The 15,641-nt window shown below is 39.0% G+C and carries 12 protein-coding genes and 1 pseudogene; 5 read left to right on the forward strand and 8 right to left on the reverse strand.

The genetic code is table 11. The annotated features are described in order from the left end of the window. Window positions 1-73 precede the first annotated feature (73 nt). Complete coding sequence (locus ABE34_RS00710; protein WP_079559426.1) at window positions 74-457, forward strand: hypothetical protein; 384 nt, start codon at window positions 74-76, stop codon at window positions 455-457. Window positions 458-566: 109 nt separating this feature from the next. Continuing rightward, window positions 567-938, forward strand: a complete 372-nt coding sequence (locus tag ABE34_RS24865) for a hypothetical protein (protein WP_241747127.1) — start codon at window positions 567-569, stop codon at window positions 936-938. Window positions 939-1,476: 538 nt separating this feature from the next. Here ABE34_RS24865 and ABE34_RS00720 read toward each other — a convergent pair. Together ABE34_RS00720 and ABE34_RS00725 are read right to left on the reverse strand one after the other, a co-directional pair. Continuing rightward, window positions 1,477-2,457, reverse strand: a complete 981-nt coding sequence (locus ABE34_RS00720; RefSeq protein WP_197139697.1) for a nuclease-related domain-containing protein — start codon at window positions 2,455-2,457, stop codon at window positions 1,477-1,479. 101 nt (window positions 2,458-2,558) lie between these two features. Beyond that, window positions 2,559-2,984, reverse strand: a complete 426-nt coding sequence (locus ABE34_RS00725; protein ID WP_197139699.1) for a YwpF family protein — start codon at window positions 2,982-2,984, stop codon at window positions 2,559-2,561. 309 nt (window positions 2,985-3,293) lie between these two features. On the opposite strand from ABE34_RS00725, the gene ABE34_RS00730 reads away from it, so the two are divergent. Beyond that, window positions 3,294-3,725 carry a single-stranded DNA-binding protein gene (locus tag ABE34_RS00730; RefSeq protein WP_197139701.1) on the forward strand — a complete coding sequence of 144 codons (432 nt, stop codon included), beginning with the start codon at window positions 3,294-3,296 and terminating at the stop codon, window positions 3,723-3,725. 252 nt (window positions 3,726-3,977) lie between these two features. Here the strand turns inward: ABE34_RS00730 and ABE34_RS00735 are convergent, their stop codons facing one another. Together ABE34_RS00735 and ABE34_RS00740 are read right to left on the reverse strand one after the other, a co-directional pair. Continuing rightward, complete coding sequence (locus tag ABE34_RS00735; RefSeq protein ID WP_197139703.1) at window positions 3,978-6,740, reverse strand: DEAD/DEAH box helicase; 2,763 nt, start codon at window positions 6,738-6,740, stop codon at window positions 3,978-3,980. After that, window positions 6,737-8,311, reverse strand: a complete 1,575-nt coding sequence (locus tag ABE34_RS00740) for a hypothetical protein (RefSeq protein WP_197139705.1) — start codon at window positions 8,309-8,311, stop codon at window positions 6,737-6,739. The genes ABE34_RS00735 and ABE34_RS00740 overlap by 4 nt, the downstream gene beginning before the upstream one ends. A gap of 198 nt (window positions 8,312-8,509) precedes the next feature. Here ABE34_RS00740 and ABE34_RS00745 point away from each other — a divergent pair, with 198 nt between their 5' ends. Together ABE34_RS00745 and ABE34_RS00750 are read left to right on the forward strand one after the other, a co-directional pair. Continuing rightward, on the forward strand, window positions 8,510-8,983 hold the full coding sequence (locus ABE34_RS00745; protein WP_197139708.1) for a transcriptional regulator: 474 nt from the start codon (window positions 8,510-8,512) through the stop codon (window positions 8,981-8,983). A 338-nt stretch (window positions 8,984-9,321) separates the two neighbouring features. Continuing rightward, entirely contained in the window at window positions 9,322-10,155 is an 834-nt protein-coding gene (locus tag ABE34_RS00750; protein WP_197139943.1) for a flagellin, read from the forward strand. A 36-nt stretch (window positions 10,156-10,191) separates the two neighbouring features. On the opposite strand, the gene csaB is transcribed toward ABE34_RS00750, so the two are convergent. The 4 genes and pseudogenes from csaB to ABE34_RS00770 form a co-directional block, all read right to left on the reverse strand. Then, window positions 10,192-11,274 carry a polysaccharide pyruvyl transferase CsaB gene (csaB, locus tag ABE34_RS00755; RefSeq protein ID WP_197139710.1) on the reverse strand — a complete coding sequence of 361 codons (1,083 nt, stop codon included), beginning with the start codon at window positions 11,272-11,274 and terminating at the stop codon, window positions 10,192-10,194. Continuing rightward, window positions 11,274-13,187: a DUF5693 family protein gene (locus ABE34_RS00760; protein WP_197139945.1), complete on the reverse strand. Its 1,914-nt coding sequence runs from the start codon at window positions 13,185-13,187 to the stop codon at window positions 11,274-11,276. The genes csaB and ABE34_RS00760 overlap by 1 nt, the downstream gene beginning before the upstream one ends. Before the next feature lie 30 nt (window positions 13,188-13,217). Then, window positions 13,218-14,765, reverse strand: a pseudogene (locus ABE34_RS00765) (putative polysaccharide biosynthesis protein); the annotation flags it as partial. Beyond that, window positions 14,762-15,484 carry a WecB/TagA/CpsF family glycosyltransferase gene (locus tag ABE34_RS00770; protein WP_197139947.1) on the reverse strand — a complete coding sequence of 241 codons (723 nt, stop codon included), beginning with the start codon at window positions 15,482-15,484 and terminating at the stop codon, window positions 14,762-14,764. The gene ABE34_RS00770 and the pseudogene ABE34_RS00765, both read right to left, overlap by 4 nt. Window positions 15,485-15,641 lie beyond the last annotated feature (157 nt).

Here is a 15,641-nt window from a genome sequence, read left to right on the forward strand (position 1 = left end):
AATGCAATGGCGCTATATGTGATTGTGAATAATACATGTAGTTTTGTTTTTAAAACGTAGGAGGATTATATAGATGTATAAGGAATTGTCTTCAGGTGTTAAAATTAGCATTACGCGTTCTATTTCAACATCTTTCGAATCATACTTAGCAAGTATTGATTGGAAAGAGGAGCGTTTTTCTATGGAAGACTTCATTGCTAGCTGGCAAACTTATTTTCAAGAAAATGCCGCATGGATCGAAAAAATCCCAGCAGATGTTTTGATGAATACTGAATTCCATGAAGAGATGGCGCAGAAAATCGACGAAGTAATTGCAAAAATTTTAAATGAAGAACCAACAGCTAAACAAATTGAAACAATTGAGGCCTTGCAAAAAGAGCTAGGTACAAATTATAGCTACAACTGTAAAGCAGAAGCAGCATACATTGAACAATTGTTAAAAGAAAAACAAAAATAGTTTGTAAAAAAATCGGATAGTTCCCTCCTTTCCCGGGCAATCTATGTAGGATCACAAATACACACATTGTATTTGATGACATAGCATCGGAGGAAGGAGGTTTTTTCATATGTGGAGAATGTCATTTTTGGCAATTATTCTTGCTGCATTATTCCTTGGAGGTTGTAACTGGGGAAATAGAGCTGTAGAAACAAGACCAGCGGAGAACGTTAAAGAAGACGTTCGTCGTGGTGTTGACAGAGTAGAAGACACTGTAAATCCGAATCGACGAAATGACGTTTACGACCGTAACGTTAATGACGTTAACCGTAACACTACTCTTCCAGAAGCTACAACACCAGGTACAACGACAGTACCAGGAACTACAACACCAGGAACTACAACACCTGGAACTGTAACACCAGGAACAACAACGACACCAGGAACACATACTACTGGTGAAGTTAAAGAAAAGATCGTTGAAGAGAAAGTTACGCGATAATTTGAAAAGGAGTGTTTCCAATCAAATGGAACACTCTTTTTTTTATTGAGGGGTGTGTGGAAGGGTAGTGAATACCCGCGGAAGAGGGGTGAATACTCGCGGAAGGGAAGCGGATACCCGCGGAAGGAGTGAATACCCGCGGAAGAGGAGTGAATACTCGCGGAAGAGAAGCGAATACCCGCGGAAGGGAAGCGAATACTCGCGGAAGGGAAGCAAATACCCGCGGAAGGAAAATACCCGCGGAAGGAAGTGAATACTCGCGGAAGAGGAGTGAATACCCGCGGAAGAGAAGAGAATACCCGCGGAAGGAAAGCGAATACCCGCGGAAGGAGGAATATCCGCGGAAGGAGTGAATACCCGCGGAAGAGGGGTGAATACTCGCGGAAGGAGGAATACCCGCGGAAGAGAAGCGAATATCCAAGGAAGGGACGCGAATACTGCGGAAGGAAAATACCCGCGGAAGAGAAGCAAATACCCGCGAAAGGAGTAAATACCAGCAAAAGGTAAGAAACCACCCACGAAGCCAATCTCCACCCCCTCAAGAAGAACTGAAAAACGGCTTCATATAGTCCACTAAATTCTCAGGTAATTGGTAAACGCGATTTTTATAAGAACCTGTATAGGCAAATTGAAATTTTCTAAGTAAACGATTGGCAGCATCACGGGAATGAATATTGAAAAATTCACGTAACTGTTTGTTGGTAATGGTCGGTCTAACTAAGTATCGATAATCTTGTAAGGCTTCAGCAAAAATTTCTTCGCTTGCATAGTGGCAGTATGAACATTTCCAAATCCCACGAGCAAAATGCATTTGGGATTTGTATTGGCATTTTGGGCAAAGCACGCCTTGGCGGAATCGTGAAGAATCAAGAGATGCCGGAATTTTCGATGGCTGATGTCGACTGAGAAGTTGTTGAGCAATTTGCGTTAGTTGTTCTTCGCTTAAAATAGTTTGTGTATATTTTTGAAACAGGGAATGAAGGTGTTTTTGAAGTCCTGAAACATGGAAAATAGGGATTGTGTTTGGATGACTTGCAATAATAGCGGAGGGGTTAGAAATAACAACTGCGCCCTCAATAGGGAGAGAATAGTTTTGGCAAATAACTTTAAGAAAATGCATATGTCGTTGGGTCTGAGTAAGAGCATTTGGAAATCCTTCAACAGTACCATCTGGCTTTGTTCGAATACATTGATGAGTAGTATCGTCAAAATCAAGACGTCCGTTAATATTTTTTATTTCAATCACTAGCAAAAAATTACGGCAAATAAAAAGTGTATCAAGTTGATGCGAATGCTGTGCAGAATTCATCAAAATTAAATTATGTAATACTAAAAAAGTATGGGGACATATTAATTCAAGCCATTCACGGTCAACTCTTCTTTCACCAGCAAAACCGGCATCAAATCGTCGAAATTGCTCATTATAATAATCAAAATCAGGGTCCTCATCGAACAACCGCCGCTTTAAAGCCTCAAGCCACAGTAATTTTACGGGCTTTTTCCTAATTGCAATAGTCAAGTATAGTTACCTCCTCTAATTTTTACATCGTATTGTACCTTAAAATTTATACCTGTCCAATAAAAAATAACGATGCAAATGTTTGCATCGTTAAATGAAGTTCAATCATTTTTTAGTTTTGGTCGTTCTTTCATATCGTGTGAGAAGCGGTCCAATAACTTATCTAAAGTAACACCCTCAGCTAGCAACTCGGCAAGCAATTGTTCGGCATATTTCGAGCGTTTTATCTTGAGCTTCCCTTTTAATAGGACAGAGACGTGTTCGCCAATTTCTTGAACTGTATGTACGGCAACCTGGAAAGGAGCAGGCTCATTATCTGGAAATGAAATAACTGCACGTACATTAAAGACAGTAGCATTCGCTAAAAGTTCATCAAAAGTTGAACGATATTGCCGGTCCATAAACAGTTCAAGAATCCAAGATTGATGGCTATTTTCCTGGTTAATAATAATACCATCGACTAAAGGGAAAGGTTGCATGCCCTCTTTTGTGACAAGGTCAAAGGAAAGCATTTTAAACGTTTTCATTATGTAATATCCTCCTAAGTCGGTCATCCTTTTTAGTATAACATATTCAATTAGCCCTGTTTATGGAAGGGATCCATGCAGTTTTTTGCGCATTCAATAAAACTGCGAAATTGCATATTTCAACAATTAGCATTTGCAACTACAGGGAAAAGCATTCAGCTTGAAAAATCATTTGAAACTTGAAAAGTAAAACCCTTAATTTACCCAATTTATGATTGAAAACTGAAGGAAATGATAAAAATCGACTTTTGCCAATGCTGAATTAATTTTTGTATGATGAGAGCAATCAACAGCGAAGGAGGTGAATCAATGAACCAAGTCGGACTGGTCGGAAGGTTAACTAAGGATCCAGTGTTACGACACTTATCTGAAAATCGCGTGCAAACCCATTTTTCACTAGCCATTAATCGCAATTACAAAAACAGTCGTGGGGAAGTGGATGCTGACTTTATTCTTTGTTCAGTTTGGGGAAGGCTGGCAGAGCATATCGTCAAATATTGCGGAAAAGGCTCATTAATTGGGGCAAATGGTCGTATTCAATCGAGATCATTTTTAAATGAAAACAGCACAAAGGTTTATATAACAGAAGTAGTCGTAGAAGATGTCCGATTTTATCAGCTTAAGCCAAGGGATCGTGATGGGGCTATTGTGTTGCCAAAGCCACCTGATGAGCAGGACGGCTTAACCGATTTTGTACTACCTGATGTAGAAGTACAATTACCAGTAGTATCGCAGTCCTGAATGGTACATACGGGGCAAGTACAAGCTGTCTGATCCGCCATTTTCCTTCTATACTTGCACCGTAATCAATCAATCTAGAGAGGAATGATGTATACCTTTCATAACGTAGTTCATTGCTGAAGACCGCTCAGCAATGAGCCTTAAACACAACTAAATATTAATATGAAGTAAGTAGGGAAGAAGTAACAAGCAATGTCCGCTGAAAAAAAGAGCGCCAAGAACGTTTTGCTCTTGGCGCACATATATAAATCTTTAGAAATCGAGCGTCATTAAATCACGAAGTTCATCATCTTCTAACTCGGTTAACCACTTGCTTGATTGAATTAGTTCTTCTGATAATGCAGATTTCTGAGCTAGCATTTTATCGATTTTCTCTTCGATCGTACCAATAGTCACAAACTTATGCACTTGCACGAATTGTGTTTGACCAATTCGATATGCACGGTCTGTTGCTTGATTTTCAACAGCTGGATTCCACCAGCGATCTGCGTGTAAAACATGATTTGCAGCTGTTAAATTTAGGCCTGTTCCACCTGCTTTTAAGGAAAGGATAAATATTGGGAAATCTCCTGCCTGAAAAGCCTCAACTAAGCGGTCACGCTGCTGCTTAGGCATGGCACCTGTTAAGAACGGTGCATCAATATTATATAGTTCGCTAAAACAATGCTGTAGTAATTGTCCCATTCCAATATATTGAGTGAAAATGAGGCATTGCTCGCCGTTGTCCACAATTTCTGTAGCCATTTGCACGATACGTTCTAATTTCGTAGAACGAGTCAGCATTGATTCTGCATCCTCGAAAGGTTCTTTTAAATACAAGGCAGGATGATTACATAATTGCTTTAGCTTACTGAGCATCTTTAAGACGCGTCCCTTTTTTTGAAAGCCTGTTAATTGCTCGAGCTGATCGAGCGTCTCTAATATATATCCTTCATATAAAGAGGCTTGCTCAGTTGTTAATGGGCAATAATCATGAGATTCTTGTTTATCCGGTAAGTTAAGCTGTAAGTGTGGGTCACGTTTAGTACGACGAAGTAAAAACGGTTGAATTTTTGTACGTAACTTCTGTTTATGTGACTCAGACTCATCTCGTTCTACTGGTAAAATAAATTCTTCGTTAAAGCGACCGAAGCTACCTAAATAGCCTTTATGGATAAAATCAAAAATTGCCCATAGCTCAGATAAACGGTTTTCCACCGGTGTACCTGTTAATGCAATATGATGCTTACCATTTAACTTACGAATAGCTCTTGATTGGAGCGTTTGCATATTTTTAATATTTTGAGCTTCATCCAGTACAACCGTTGCCCATTCTACTTCCTGTAAAAACTCAGCATCCTGAGATACAGTGCCGTAGGTAGATAAAATTACATGTGGTTTTTCTCTTTCTACTAGCTGTTTAAAAGCATCCTCCTTTGCTCGATTCGCCTGATAATGCGTATGCACAATCAACGAAGGAGCAAAACGGGCAAGTTCCTTTTGCCAGTTGCCTAACACTGAAGTAGGACAAATAATGATGGCTGGCTTTGTATCCTCATTCGTTTCATAAAGATACAGCAAATATGAAATAAGCTGAACCGTTTTACCAAGACCCATATCATCCGCTAGACATGCACCGAAGCCTTGTTCGCGCATGAAGACAAGCCATTCGAAGCCTTCATGCTGATAAGGGCGTAATTCAGCATGTAAAGGTGTAGGAACGGGTACTGTAGGAAGTCCTTTTTTCTCTTGAAGCTGCTCCATATAGGATTTAAGCGATTGTTGCAATTCAAATGCAAATATCGGGTCATCCCGCATTTCATCATCGGCATCCTCTTCTTCAAGAGGTAAGGATAAATCCTCTGGCAGCTCACGAAATAGCAATTCGCGAACAGTCCAGCTTTCATCTTCTGCTTGCTGCATCAATGTACGCATCTCTTGCATCCAGTTTGCATCGACTCTAAACCATTCAGTACCTATACGAATGAATTCGCGTTTCTCTTCCACAAGCTTTTTAAATTGCTCAGGTGAAATGGACTGTCCGTTCATAGAAAACTGCCATTTGAATGTTAAAATATCATCTAGTCCAGCAACCTTCTTTGTCGATACATTGCCAGTACTTACACGAACACGCATTTTTGATTGTTTTAAATCTTTAAGCCAAGCTGGTAATACAACATCAAAGCCGAGTGCCTGTAATCTTGCTAAATCTTCACGTAAAAATGTTCGAACTTGTAGATCCTCAAGCATAATACGGATGAAAATATCGTTCCTTACAACTTCATTAGAAAGGAGATCTACAATTTGACCTTGTTGTTGTTCAATAGCTTCAGCATACATTTCCCATTTTGCTGGTAGAGCATCAGCGATTGGTAGCGACTGCTTTCGCATAGCAGGCGTCCAGTAGTTTTTAGCTGTAGCCGTGCTCAGTACTGTTTCTAAAAGCCAAACATCTGAATCTTCCTCAGGCTCACTTAAGCGTAGGGAGACTTTAACTGCACCTGCTTGTCGTTCCTGGTCTAATGGCCAGCCACCACGCAAGAAAAATGGCACTAGCTTTGGTAAATCTGACAGTATAAGACCTGCTTGTGCCAGTTTTTGCTGCACGGCTGTTTCTAATAAAGCTGTTTCAACACCGTCCAGAGGGAATGTTAGCGAGGAGAAATCATCTGCAATAACTGCATGTGACCAGAGCGATGGTTCCTGCCAATACGTTTGTAAAGCAGACGCTTTTTCTAGCAACACCTGACTTTCTGTGTTTACACCTTGCCATTCAATAAAAGGATGTAGATAACGCTGCGAAAAAATATCAAGGAGCTCAGAAGTTGAAACCTCAATAGTAAGCTCTGAACGATTGGTTAATATCCCATAGACATTCGCTTCATAGTTGAAAAATAATGAAGAAATGAGTGAGTCTGTGTCCATTGCTGCACCATCAGCAGTAAATCCCTGTAACGTAAAATATCCTTCCTGTGCAGCATGAATACGAAGCTGTAATTTTTTCGAAAACGGGGAAGGAGCATTTATAGTCATCATACTAAGTTTCCTTTCTCAATTTCTTCTTGTAATGCACGGAGTCGTTTATACTCTGCACGAATAGTTTGCATATATGTTTCAAAATAAGCTGTTTTACCAGCACGCTTTGATGCACTGCGCATACTTTTCCAAATTCGTACAGCCTGCTTATAGTTCATACGCGATTTTTGTTTAATTTCAGCCATGGCATATAGGTGATATAAGGGTAATACTGTTTCAGGAGCAACTTGAAGTACATCCTTTAATCCACACATTTCTAAATAGGAAAGGGAGGAGAGGTTTAGCTGATGAAGGGCTGCCCAATCACGATAGCGTCCTTTTTTAATAAGAAAGAACGAAAAAGGCTGAAGCCCGTAAACACCAAATGCACTATATAATACAGCTTCCTCTTCCTCTGTAAGCTGTATGTCCTCGTATAAAAGCTGGAATTGACGTACGTATTGAGCACGCTTTACAACTGGCACAGTTTGCTGTAAAAAGACTTCGGTAAATGGTAGCATCGCACGTAAAATAATGGTCTGTGCAAGTGATTCACCAGCACGTTTTGCAAAGATAGCCAGTTCAAAAAGGTCCTGCATTTGTTGTACATCAATATGAGCAATTCTTTCTTGTAATAAACTTTCTTTTTGTAGCAGTACATAAAATAGCAGTTGTAAGGACTGCAAAGAAATCTCAGATGAAGGATTTTCAAGGTTATTTATAAGTTCTAATTCCTGTTCGCGTCGTGGCTTTTCATAAAAAAGCACTGCCCAAAGCAGCATATAAATTTGTAGTCGCTCCGCAAACAATCCTTGTCGTTCCAATAAAAACTTCCTAACTAATTCCTGAATCGCATCATAGAATGGGTCAGTGGCAAAAAGTCGTGATCGCCCGGTTAGCTCGGTTAAAATACTTTCGAATGATTGGACACTTTGATCAATAAAATATTTCATATAAGGAGAATCCAACGAATGTCCTTTTGTCTCATTTAAATGACGCCATATTGTATTAAAGATCGATAGCTCCATAAAAAGCTTATAAAGTGGCTGCCACTCGCGCTCAAAGGGCATATGCCGTTGAAGTCGCTCCAGTGCATCGGTCCGTATAGCAGAAAGGCCATAGCCTTCTAAAATACGTCCAGGTGGTAATAAACGTTTCATAACTTCATTGACCATCAATTTCCAGCTTTCTGGGCTTCGTTCTTCTGCTAATGATTTTAATTGCACTGATTTTTGCGCACGCCAAGCGCTTGACCAGTTTTGCACAGAATCAAAATACTGATAGAGGGCAAGCAATGCGCCAACTTGATGTCTGCACCATTTTAGCTGAGGACAGTTACAGCTCAGCTCCTCTTTGGCAAAATCAATTTCTACAGAAGCAGGTCTGACATCCTGTACGCTTGCATATAATATAGAACTCGCTCCATTAAAACGTTCAAAGACAACTGATTTGTTCCGCACTGAAAAAACAGCACGACGCACTAGCTCTTCGTCTTCAGTAGAGGAAGGATGTAACGCCTGTTCAGCTTCCTGTAATTTGGCAAGGATAAATTCTTGGTGTTCCTTAGCTAATTGGGCAATAGACAATGCCATAACCTCACTCCTTTCAAAATGTATAGCTAGTGGGCATGTAAGTATAAAGAAAAAAAGACTGTCCTTCCATTATACGATTAAAATGCTTCCATGATAAGCCGAATGATTTGAAAGAAAAAAATCAAGGAGAAGATAGTTAACAAGATAATTTATTTATGTTAAAATCTGAATAATCAGATAAATAGGGAGGGATGAAGGATGATGCAAGTTCAATATATGAAGCCATTTTACACGAAGATTACTGGAGATAAACTTCGTCTAGTATTTGCTTATCAATATTTCTCTATATTAAAAGAGAATGAGATTTTCCATTTCATTCCCATTGAAGGTAAAGAGATGATTATCAACTTGAATACACAGCAAATTGAAAATATATCTGAGGTGTTTGTTTTCCAGAAAGGGAATCGTTTTATCCGACTGCCATTATATCAATTACTATTAATTACAAATGTTCATGATCATCTAGCACCGATTCTTGAAAGCGCTACGCCAAAGCCTCAGTTACCACTTGTATCTTCAGTGACTGTTGGCGAAGTAGATCAGCTCATTACAGAATTGGAGCAGAAAAACATTGATTATTTAATCGACCAGGCATTACTAGATCATAATAAAGATCTCTTTTTTGAACTACTACAACAAAAGAACCATCAACTCGGAGGTTTCGAAAATTGAATACACGGTATTTTATGTAAGCACCCTTTCTATTTAAGAGAAGTGGGTGCTTTTATCACCTCTGAAGGTGATGAGGTGAATGAGGATGTGGTTCCTGTCGCTGCGCTTTCGCACAAAAACCACTGTTTCCTTAAAGCACACATGGATGTTAAATGGCATGAATGGTGCGGGCACAATTACGCCCAGGGCAAAATCGATATGGGTCTAAAGTCGAAATCATAAAAGTGGATGAGAAGCTATTACTATATAGGGCTTACTAAATTAGAAACGATTACCAAAATGAGTTAAAGAGAATGACATAAAGACCGATATACTTAACAACAGGGGGTGGTGAAATGATGATTGGGAAGTGGTCGGCAACGGGGATGTCTATATTAAATAATATGAATAGACATTACGGGGCAATGAGTAAGGCAATGCTTCGAATTTCTACTGGATACCGTATTAATAGTGCTGCTGATGATCCAGCGGGACTTGCGATTTCTGAAAAAATGCGTGCGCAAATTCGTGGTTTGAACATGGGTGCGAAGAATATCCAGGATGGTATTTCACTTGTTCAAACAGCAGAGGGAGCATTGAATGAAACACATGATATGATTCAGCGCATGCGGGAGCTTGCAGTCGAGGCGGCTAATGATACATTAACGGATAGTGATCGGGAGAAACTCGATTTGGAATATCAGGAATTAAAAAAAGAAATTCAGCGCATTTCGAAGGATACGGAGTTTAATACTAAGACATTGCAAAATGGGGATTATGCTACGAATGGTATTAAAATTCAGGCAGGTGCTAACTCGGGTCAAAGCATCGAGCTGTTTATTAACGACATGGGTGCTGGAGCACTGGGCTTGGATGATACGTCATCTATTGCAACTCGTGAGGATGCCGATAAAGCTATTTCCTCAATGGACGAGGCTTTAAAGCGTGTATCAAGCGAGCGCTCAAGATTAGGTGCCTATCAAAATCGTCTAGAGCATGCTTATAATGCGAACGTAAACACGGCAGAAAATTTACAAGATGCGGAGTCTCGAATTCGTGATGCAGATATTGCCAAAGAAATGATGAATATGGTCAAGGCACAAATTCTAATGCAGGCAAGTCAATATGTACTAGCGATGCATATGCAGCAGGCTCAATCCATTTTAAAATTGTTAGAGTTCCAAAAAAAATGATGAATTTCAATGTTTATTGAAATTCATCATTTTTATTTACTTTCCTTTTGTAAAAGCCTCTAATGCTAATTTCGCTGTCGTCTCTGCGGCAGCTTGGAACGCTTGGACTTTTTGATGCATGTTTTCTTGGATGGTCGGTAATTGTTCAATTACTTTTACAGTTTGTTCGAACAATAACGTCCCGTCCCAATTATCTACTTCAACATGTCCAACAATGGGTTGATCCATTATGTCAGCAAATGCATCGATTTTCGGATCGTAAGAAAGCGCAATAAATGGGGTTGCGTAGATGGATGAGAAAATTAGTGAATGCAATCTCATCCCAATTAACAATTTAGATTGACCAATGACTGCAATTTTTTCTTCGATCGATAAATCAGCAGGGGCAATGATGCTCTTTTCTTGCATAAGTGCTGCTACTTCTTGTGAAGACTTTGCATCGTGCTCACCGTGCATTGGCAAGAAGACAATCTGTTCACCATGACGTACTAATTGATCGAGGCTGTTTGCTATTTTTTGTTTGTAATCTACTGTTGATGGCCAGTCCCGAACACTTATAGCAATATAAGTGTTCGCTGATAGTGACGCATCTGCTAACCAATCAGTATGGAAGGTGCTACCGTTAAGGCCAATTACCGGATCGGGCACTATTAAAGACTCGTTTTTGACACCAATCTCTGTTAAAAGAGATTGTGAGGCTTTATCTCGTACTGTTATTTTTACCTTATTAAAGGCTTTGCGGACAATAAATTTACTTACAGGATGATTGATTGGACCCATACCTTGAGCGTAAACAAATACAGGCTTTTTTAACCATTTTGCTATTTGAATAACGCCCGCATAGTAAGGAATCGTCTTCATTCCTGTTTGATCTTGCATGAGGCTACCGCCACCACTGATGAGTCCATCTGCTGTTTTTAGCACTTGTTTGATTTCGTTCATTTTCCAACGATTCACGGCCTTTACACCATATGTTTTTTCAGTGGCCGCTGGATTATTCGATAATACCGTAATGTCTATATCAGGTTGACATTTTCTTAAAGCTTGGATAATGGAAAGTAGGATCGCATCATCGCCAACATTATCGAATCCGTAGTAGCCAGATAATACAACATGCATTATGACCACCTCGCGACTGCTTTAGAAATAAAACGGTAACCGATCTTGAAGATAAAGATAAATACTAGTCCTACGACAAAACCAAGTATAACGCTATAAAGTGTACGTAATGCCGACACTTCAACAGGAATGTGTAAATGTGTAAAAGTATTAACGATAGACAAGAATCCGATAACGCCTGGTACTAGAAGGATACTGCCCCATTTTCGATTAATGCCCATCACATAAAGTGATAAAACAAAGAATGGGAAACCAATTAAAAATTCTTTCGTTCTTGGTCGAACATATAGGATATTCTCAAGCCATTGTCTAAATGCCAATTCAGCATTACTAACGGAACCAGAGTTACCAGTTCGACTAATATAGAATAAACCAATAACTGCAACGACCATTACCAGTAAAACATGCCAATATTTTAAATCTTTATTTAATAAAGTAACGGTATTCGAAAGTGTTTTCTTTAAATCTTGATCAACTAGACGGTTAAGTTCTAGTAGCACAAATACTAATACACCTGCGAGTGGAACAACATAAACAAGCTTAACGCCTTTAAATGCTTCGAAGCCTGTCATAAATGCATTGCCATTTAATAATCCAATGACAATAACGATACCGATGATGCTAATACCTACTGCTTTTAAATATTGTAGGAAGATCGAAGCAATATTTTTAGAGCCCTTAGCTGCTTTAATGACTGCATACGTTGGAGCCATAACTGCAATAATTAATGCGAATGCTTGTAAGAAAAGTGTACTTTTCAGAAGGAAGTACGCGATGGCTAAAGCACTCATAAATAAAACTGATGCTATACGAAGTGGCATCCATTTCACTAGTTCTGAGATAAGGAAAGTAAATACAATACCTGCTAATAAGACAAGTGCTGTTACCCATGTTGGGACTGCAACAACATCAAATAGCTTTGGTGTGCCAGACTTGAAATGATTTGGCATTTGTTCTTGAACACCTGTTAAATATTTAATTGTTTCCTCTAAATTTTTCTCAGCATTACCTTTTGTTTTAATATGATAGAAGATAGATCGAATATTTCGTTCTTTCACTGCGCGTGTTGTACGATCAATGCTTGCATTAAGCTTTAACTTTGTCTCTCTGTTGACATTGATGCTGTGCAAGCGAATCATATTATAATCTGTCTTTTTGGCAATTTTGTCTTCACCCTTAAGGGGATTGCTTTCAATTGTGTAGAAATAATAGCCTGCATTACTTAGCTGTTCAATGTATGCATCACTTGATTTTTGACCAAATCCGATGGCCTCATCTCCTGAACCAAGTAAACGGCCTGCTGATGAATCTTTTAATTCAAGTAATTGCTTAACGGTCTTATCGTTGGCTGTTTTATTGTCTGCATTTTCTACTTTAAAAATAAGTGACAGATCATGCTTGTTGATCATCTCAACGGCCAGCTTATCGTAACCAATTGGTGTTTTTAAACCATAACGATGATTTGAGCTCGGAAGATAATAGAAAGACTCATCTCCTATTTGTACTTCTTCTGGCTTAATGCTGTCTTTAATAAGCTGTTGATAGTTTGCGTTTTCTGGAACGCTAATATAGTATCCACTCTTATTGACATCTATAGCATCTTTATAAGGTGTGAAACGTAGTTGTGAAGCTAAATCATTTTCATCGTAAATGGAAATCAAACCTTGATGTTCCATTTCCTTTAATGTTAAAGGCTCAAGGCTAACTGTTGTAAGCCCTGCATTTTTTAAAGAGGAAAGGATTTTATCCATTGTTAAATCGCTTTCCTTGTTTACTACTTGAATTTCATCATAAGGAATCACTATTTCATAGGCATCATTTGCTTGCTCAGCATTCCACCTCATCATGATTCCAGGTGAAGACACGACGAGCAATAGGATGACAATTCCCCAAAGCCATTTCTGTTTCGACATAGATTTTCTACCTCTCTTATTTATGACAACCTTTTTCCCGATAACCGGAATTTTCTTTAAATCTTCTTCATGAATGGCATTCATTAGCCATAATAATAGGAAATAAATAACACATCCAATTGCAATTGCAACAGCTAGATAACTCATTGCCCACAGTCTTGACCAGTTTTCAATATCCAACCAAAGTGTAGGTAAACCAACTGCAGCTCCCATTAGAATAGAAGATAGGATGATTTTGATCGTATCTTTTCCCAATACAGTGAAGCGAATTGCACGATAAATAAAAATAGAATTTACAATAAATAAAACAAAGTAAACAAATAATGTTGCATAGGCAGCCCCATCTAATCCAAATGCTTGGATAAAGAAGATGTTTGAAAATACCTTTAGTACAACGCCACTAATAATGATGATGGCTCCTGTTTTGGCAGCATTCATCCCTTGTAAAATACCTGTACCAAGTAGTGTCAGAGATGTAAATACAGAGCTAAGGTTAATAATCGCTAACATTAAGCTTCCCTTTAAGTCTGTGAAAAGAGCAAGGTTTAAAGGTAAGGTTAATGCTAACAACCCTAAAGCAGCTGGCCAGGAAATAAGATGGGTAATACGGTGTGTTCGCTCAATAATCCCTCGTGTCTCATCTAATTTACGTTCGGCTAGCTTTGTCGTAATTAGTGGAACAAGCGGTAATATGATAGAGGACGCAAAAACAGTTGTAATTTGAACAAGCGTTAAGCCTCGACCATAAATCCCGTAAAGGAAACTAATTTCACTTGAGTCAGCACCAGCACTTCTTAAGCCGTACGTTACTGTAAAGGAGTCAACAAAGTTAAAGAGTGCCATTGTGACAGAACCGATGGCAATCGGAATCGATATTTTTAAAATTGTCTTACCCCAAAGTGAGAAATCGTTAAATTTATATTTCTCCTTGCTCGTTACTTTTACAGATGAACGGAAATATTTAAAGCGTAAATAGAAGAGTGATGCAGCAGCCCCAATGACAGAGCCTGCCATAATACCCCCAGCGACAATGTCATTGGAATAATCCATTGCAACTAGGAAATAGGCAACAATTAAAATTAGAGCAACACGCACTAACTGTTCAATTACCTGAGAAATCGCAGTCGGACGCATATCCCCATAGCCTTGGAAAAATCCTCGATAGACGGCCATATAAGGAGCAACGAGCAATGTAAGAGCAACAACAATTAACGCAATTTTCGTTGACGGGCCCCCTAAAGCATTTGCGATTTCAGTTGAAAAGCCATAAATGATAGCAAAACTTAAGACGCCAAAGCATAGTGCTAGGATGCTTGCTGTAACATAAATTTTCTTCACTTGATCTGTTTCTTTTTTTGCATTGGCTTCCGCAATAAGCTTGGAAATGGCAATAGGGATTCCAGCTACCGATAAATAGAGTGCTACCATATAAACTGGATACACTAAGCTGAATATACCAAGTACCTCATCGCCCGCTATATTTTGTAGCGGAATTCTGAAAATACTACCGATGACTTTAGAAAGTAGCATAGCAACTGTTAGGACAAGAGTACTTTTGACAAATGTGGAATGACTCATTTTGGTGCACCCTGACCTTTAAATTTCATTGCGAAAACCTTTAAAGCAAATCGAGGAAGGACAAGCATTCTTCCAAAACGGCTTGGCTGACGAAGCAGTCGGTAGAGCCATTCGAGATTTAATTTTTGCCAAATCATAGGAGCACGTTTGACTGTTCCTGCAATAACATCGAAGGAACCACCAACACCCATAAATACACCTTTGCTAAATTGACCTAAATTTTCAGTGATCCATTTTTCTTGTCTTGGCACACCTAATGCAACAAATACAAGATCAGGCTGTAATTCAGCAATTTCAGTTGCAATATCATTTTTGTTCCAATCAAAAAATCCATCATGATAGCCTACTACGTCAACATTTGGATATGTTTGATTAATATTTTTTACAGTCTTTTGGAGCGTTTCATTTTGCGCGCCTAACAAATAAATCTTAAAGCGCTTTGTATTGCCGACTTCTAAAAGACGTACCATCGTGTCGTAACCAGTAACACGCTCTGGAAGCGGGTCACCAAGTATTTGTGCAGCTTTCACAACGCCAATACCATCTGCACAAATGTAAGTTGCTTGCTTCAGATAATTCATGACGGTAGGATTTTCATTTGCCTGCATCACGACTTCGGGATTTGCTGTAATAACGAATGTCTTTTCTTCATGTTCAATACGATTAACGAGTAAATCAACAAACTCTTGCTGTTTACTATGTAAAAAGGGTACGCCCATAATCGTTACATGCTTCATATAGTGTTCAAACCTTTCTTTTACCTTTTTCACTGCAATCTATCATACCACAAAAGCAATATTGACAGGAAATTTTCGGTGGAATGAAATGGGGCGAATTCTGAAGAAGAAGGGGGAAGAAAGCGCACTAAAATAGCTT

Origin of the sequence: Lysinibacillus sphaericus (assembly GCF_015844675.1) — a bacterium.
Classification (GTDB): domain Bacteria; phylum Bacillota; class Bacilli; order Bacillales_A; family Planococcaceae; genus Lysinibacillus; species Lysinibacillus sphaericus_E.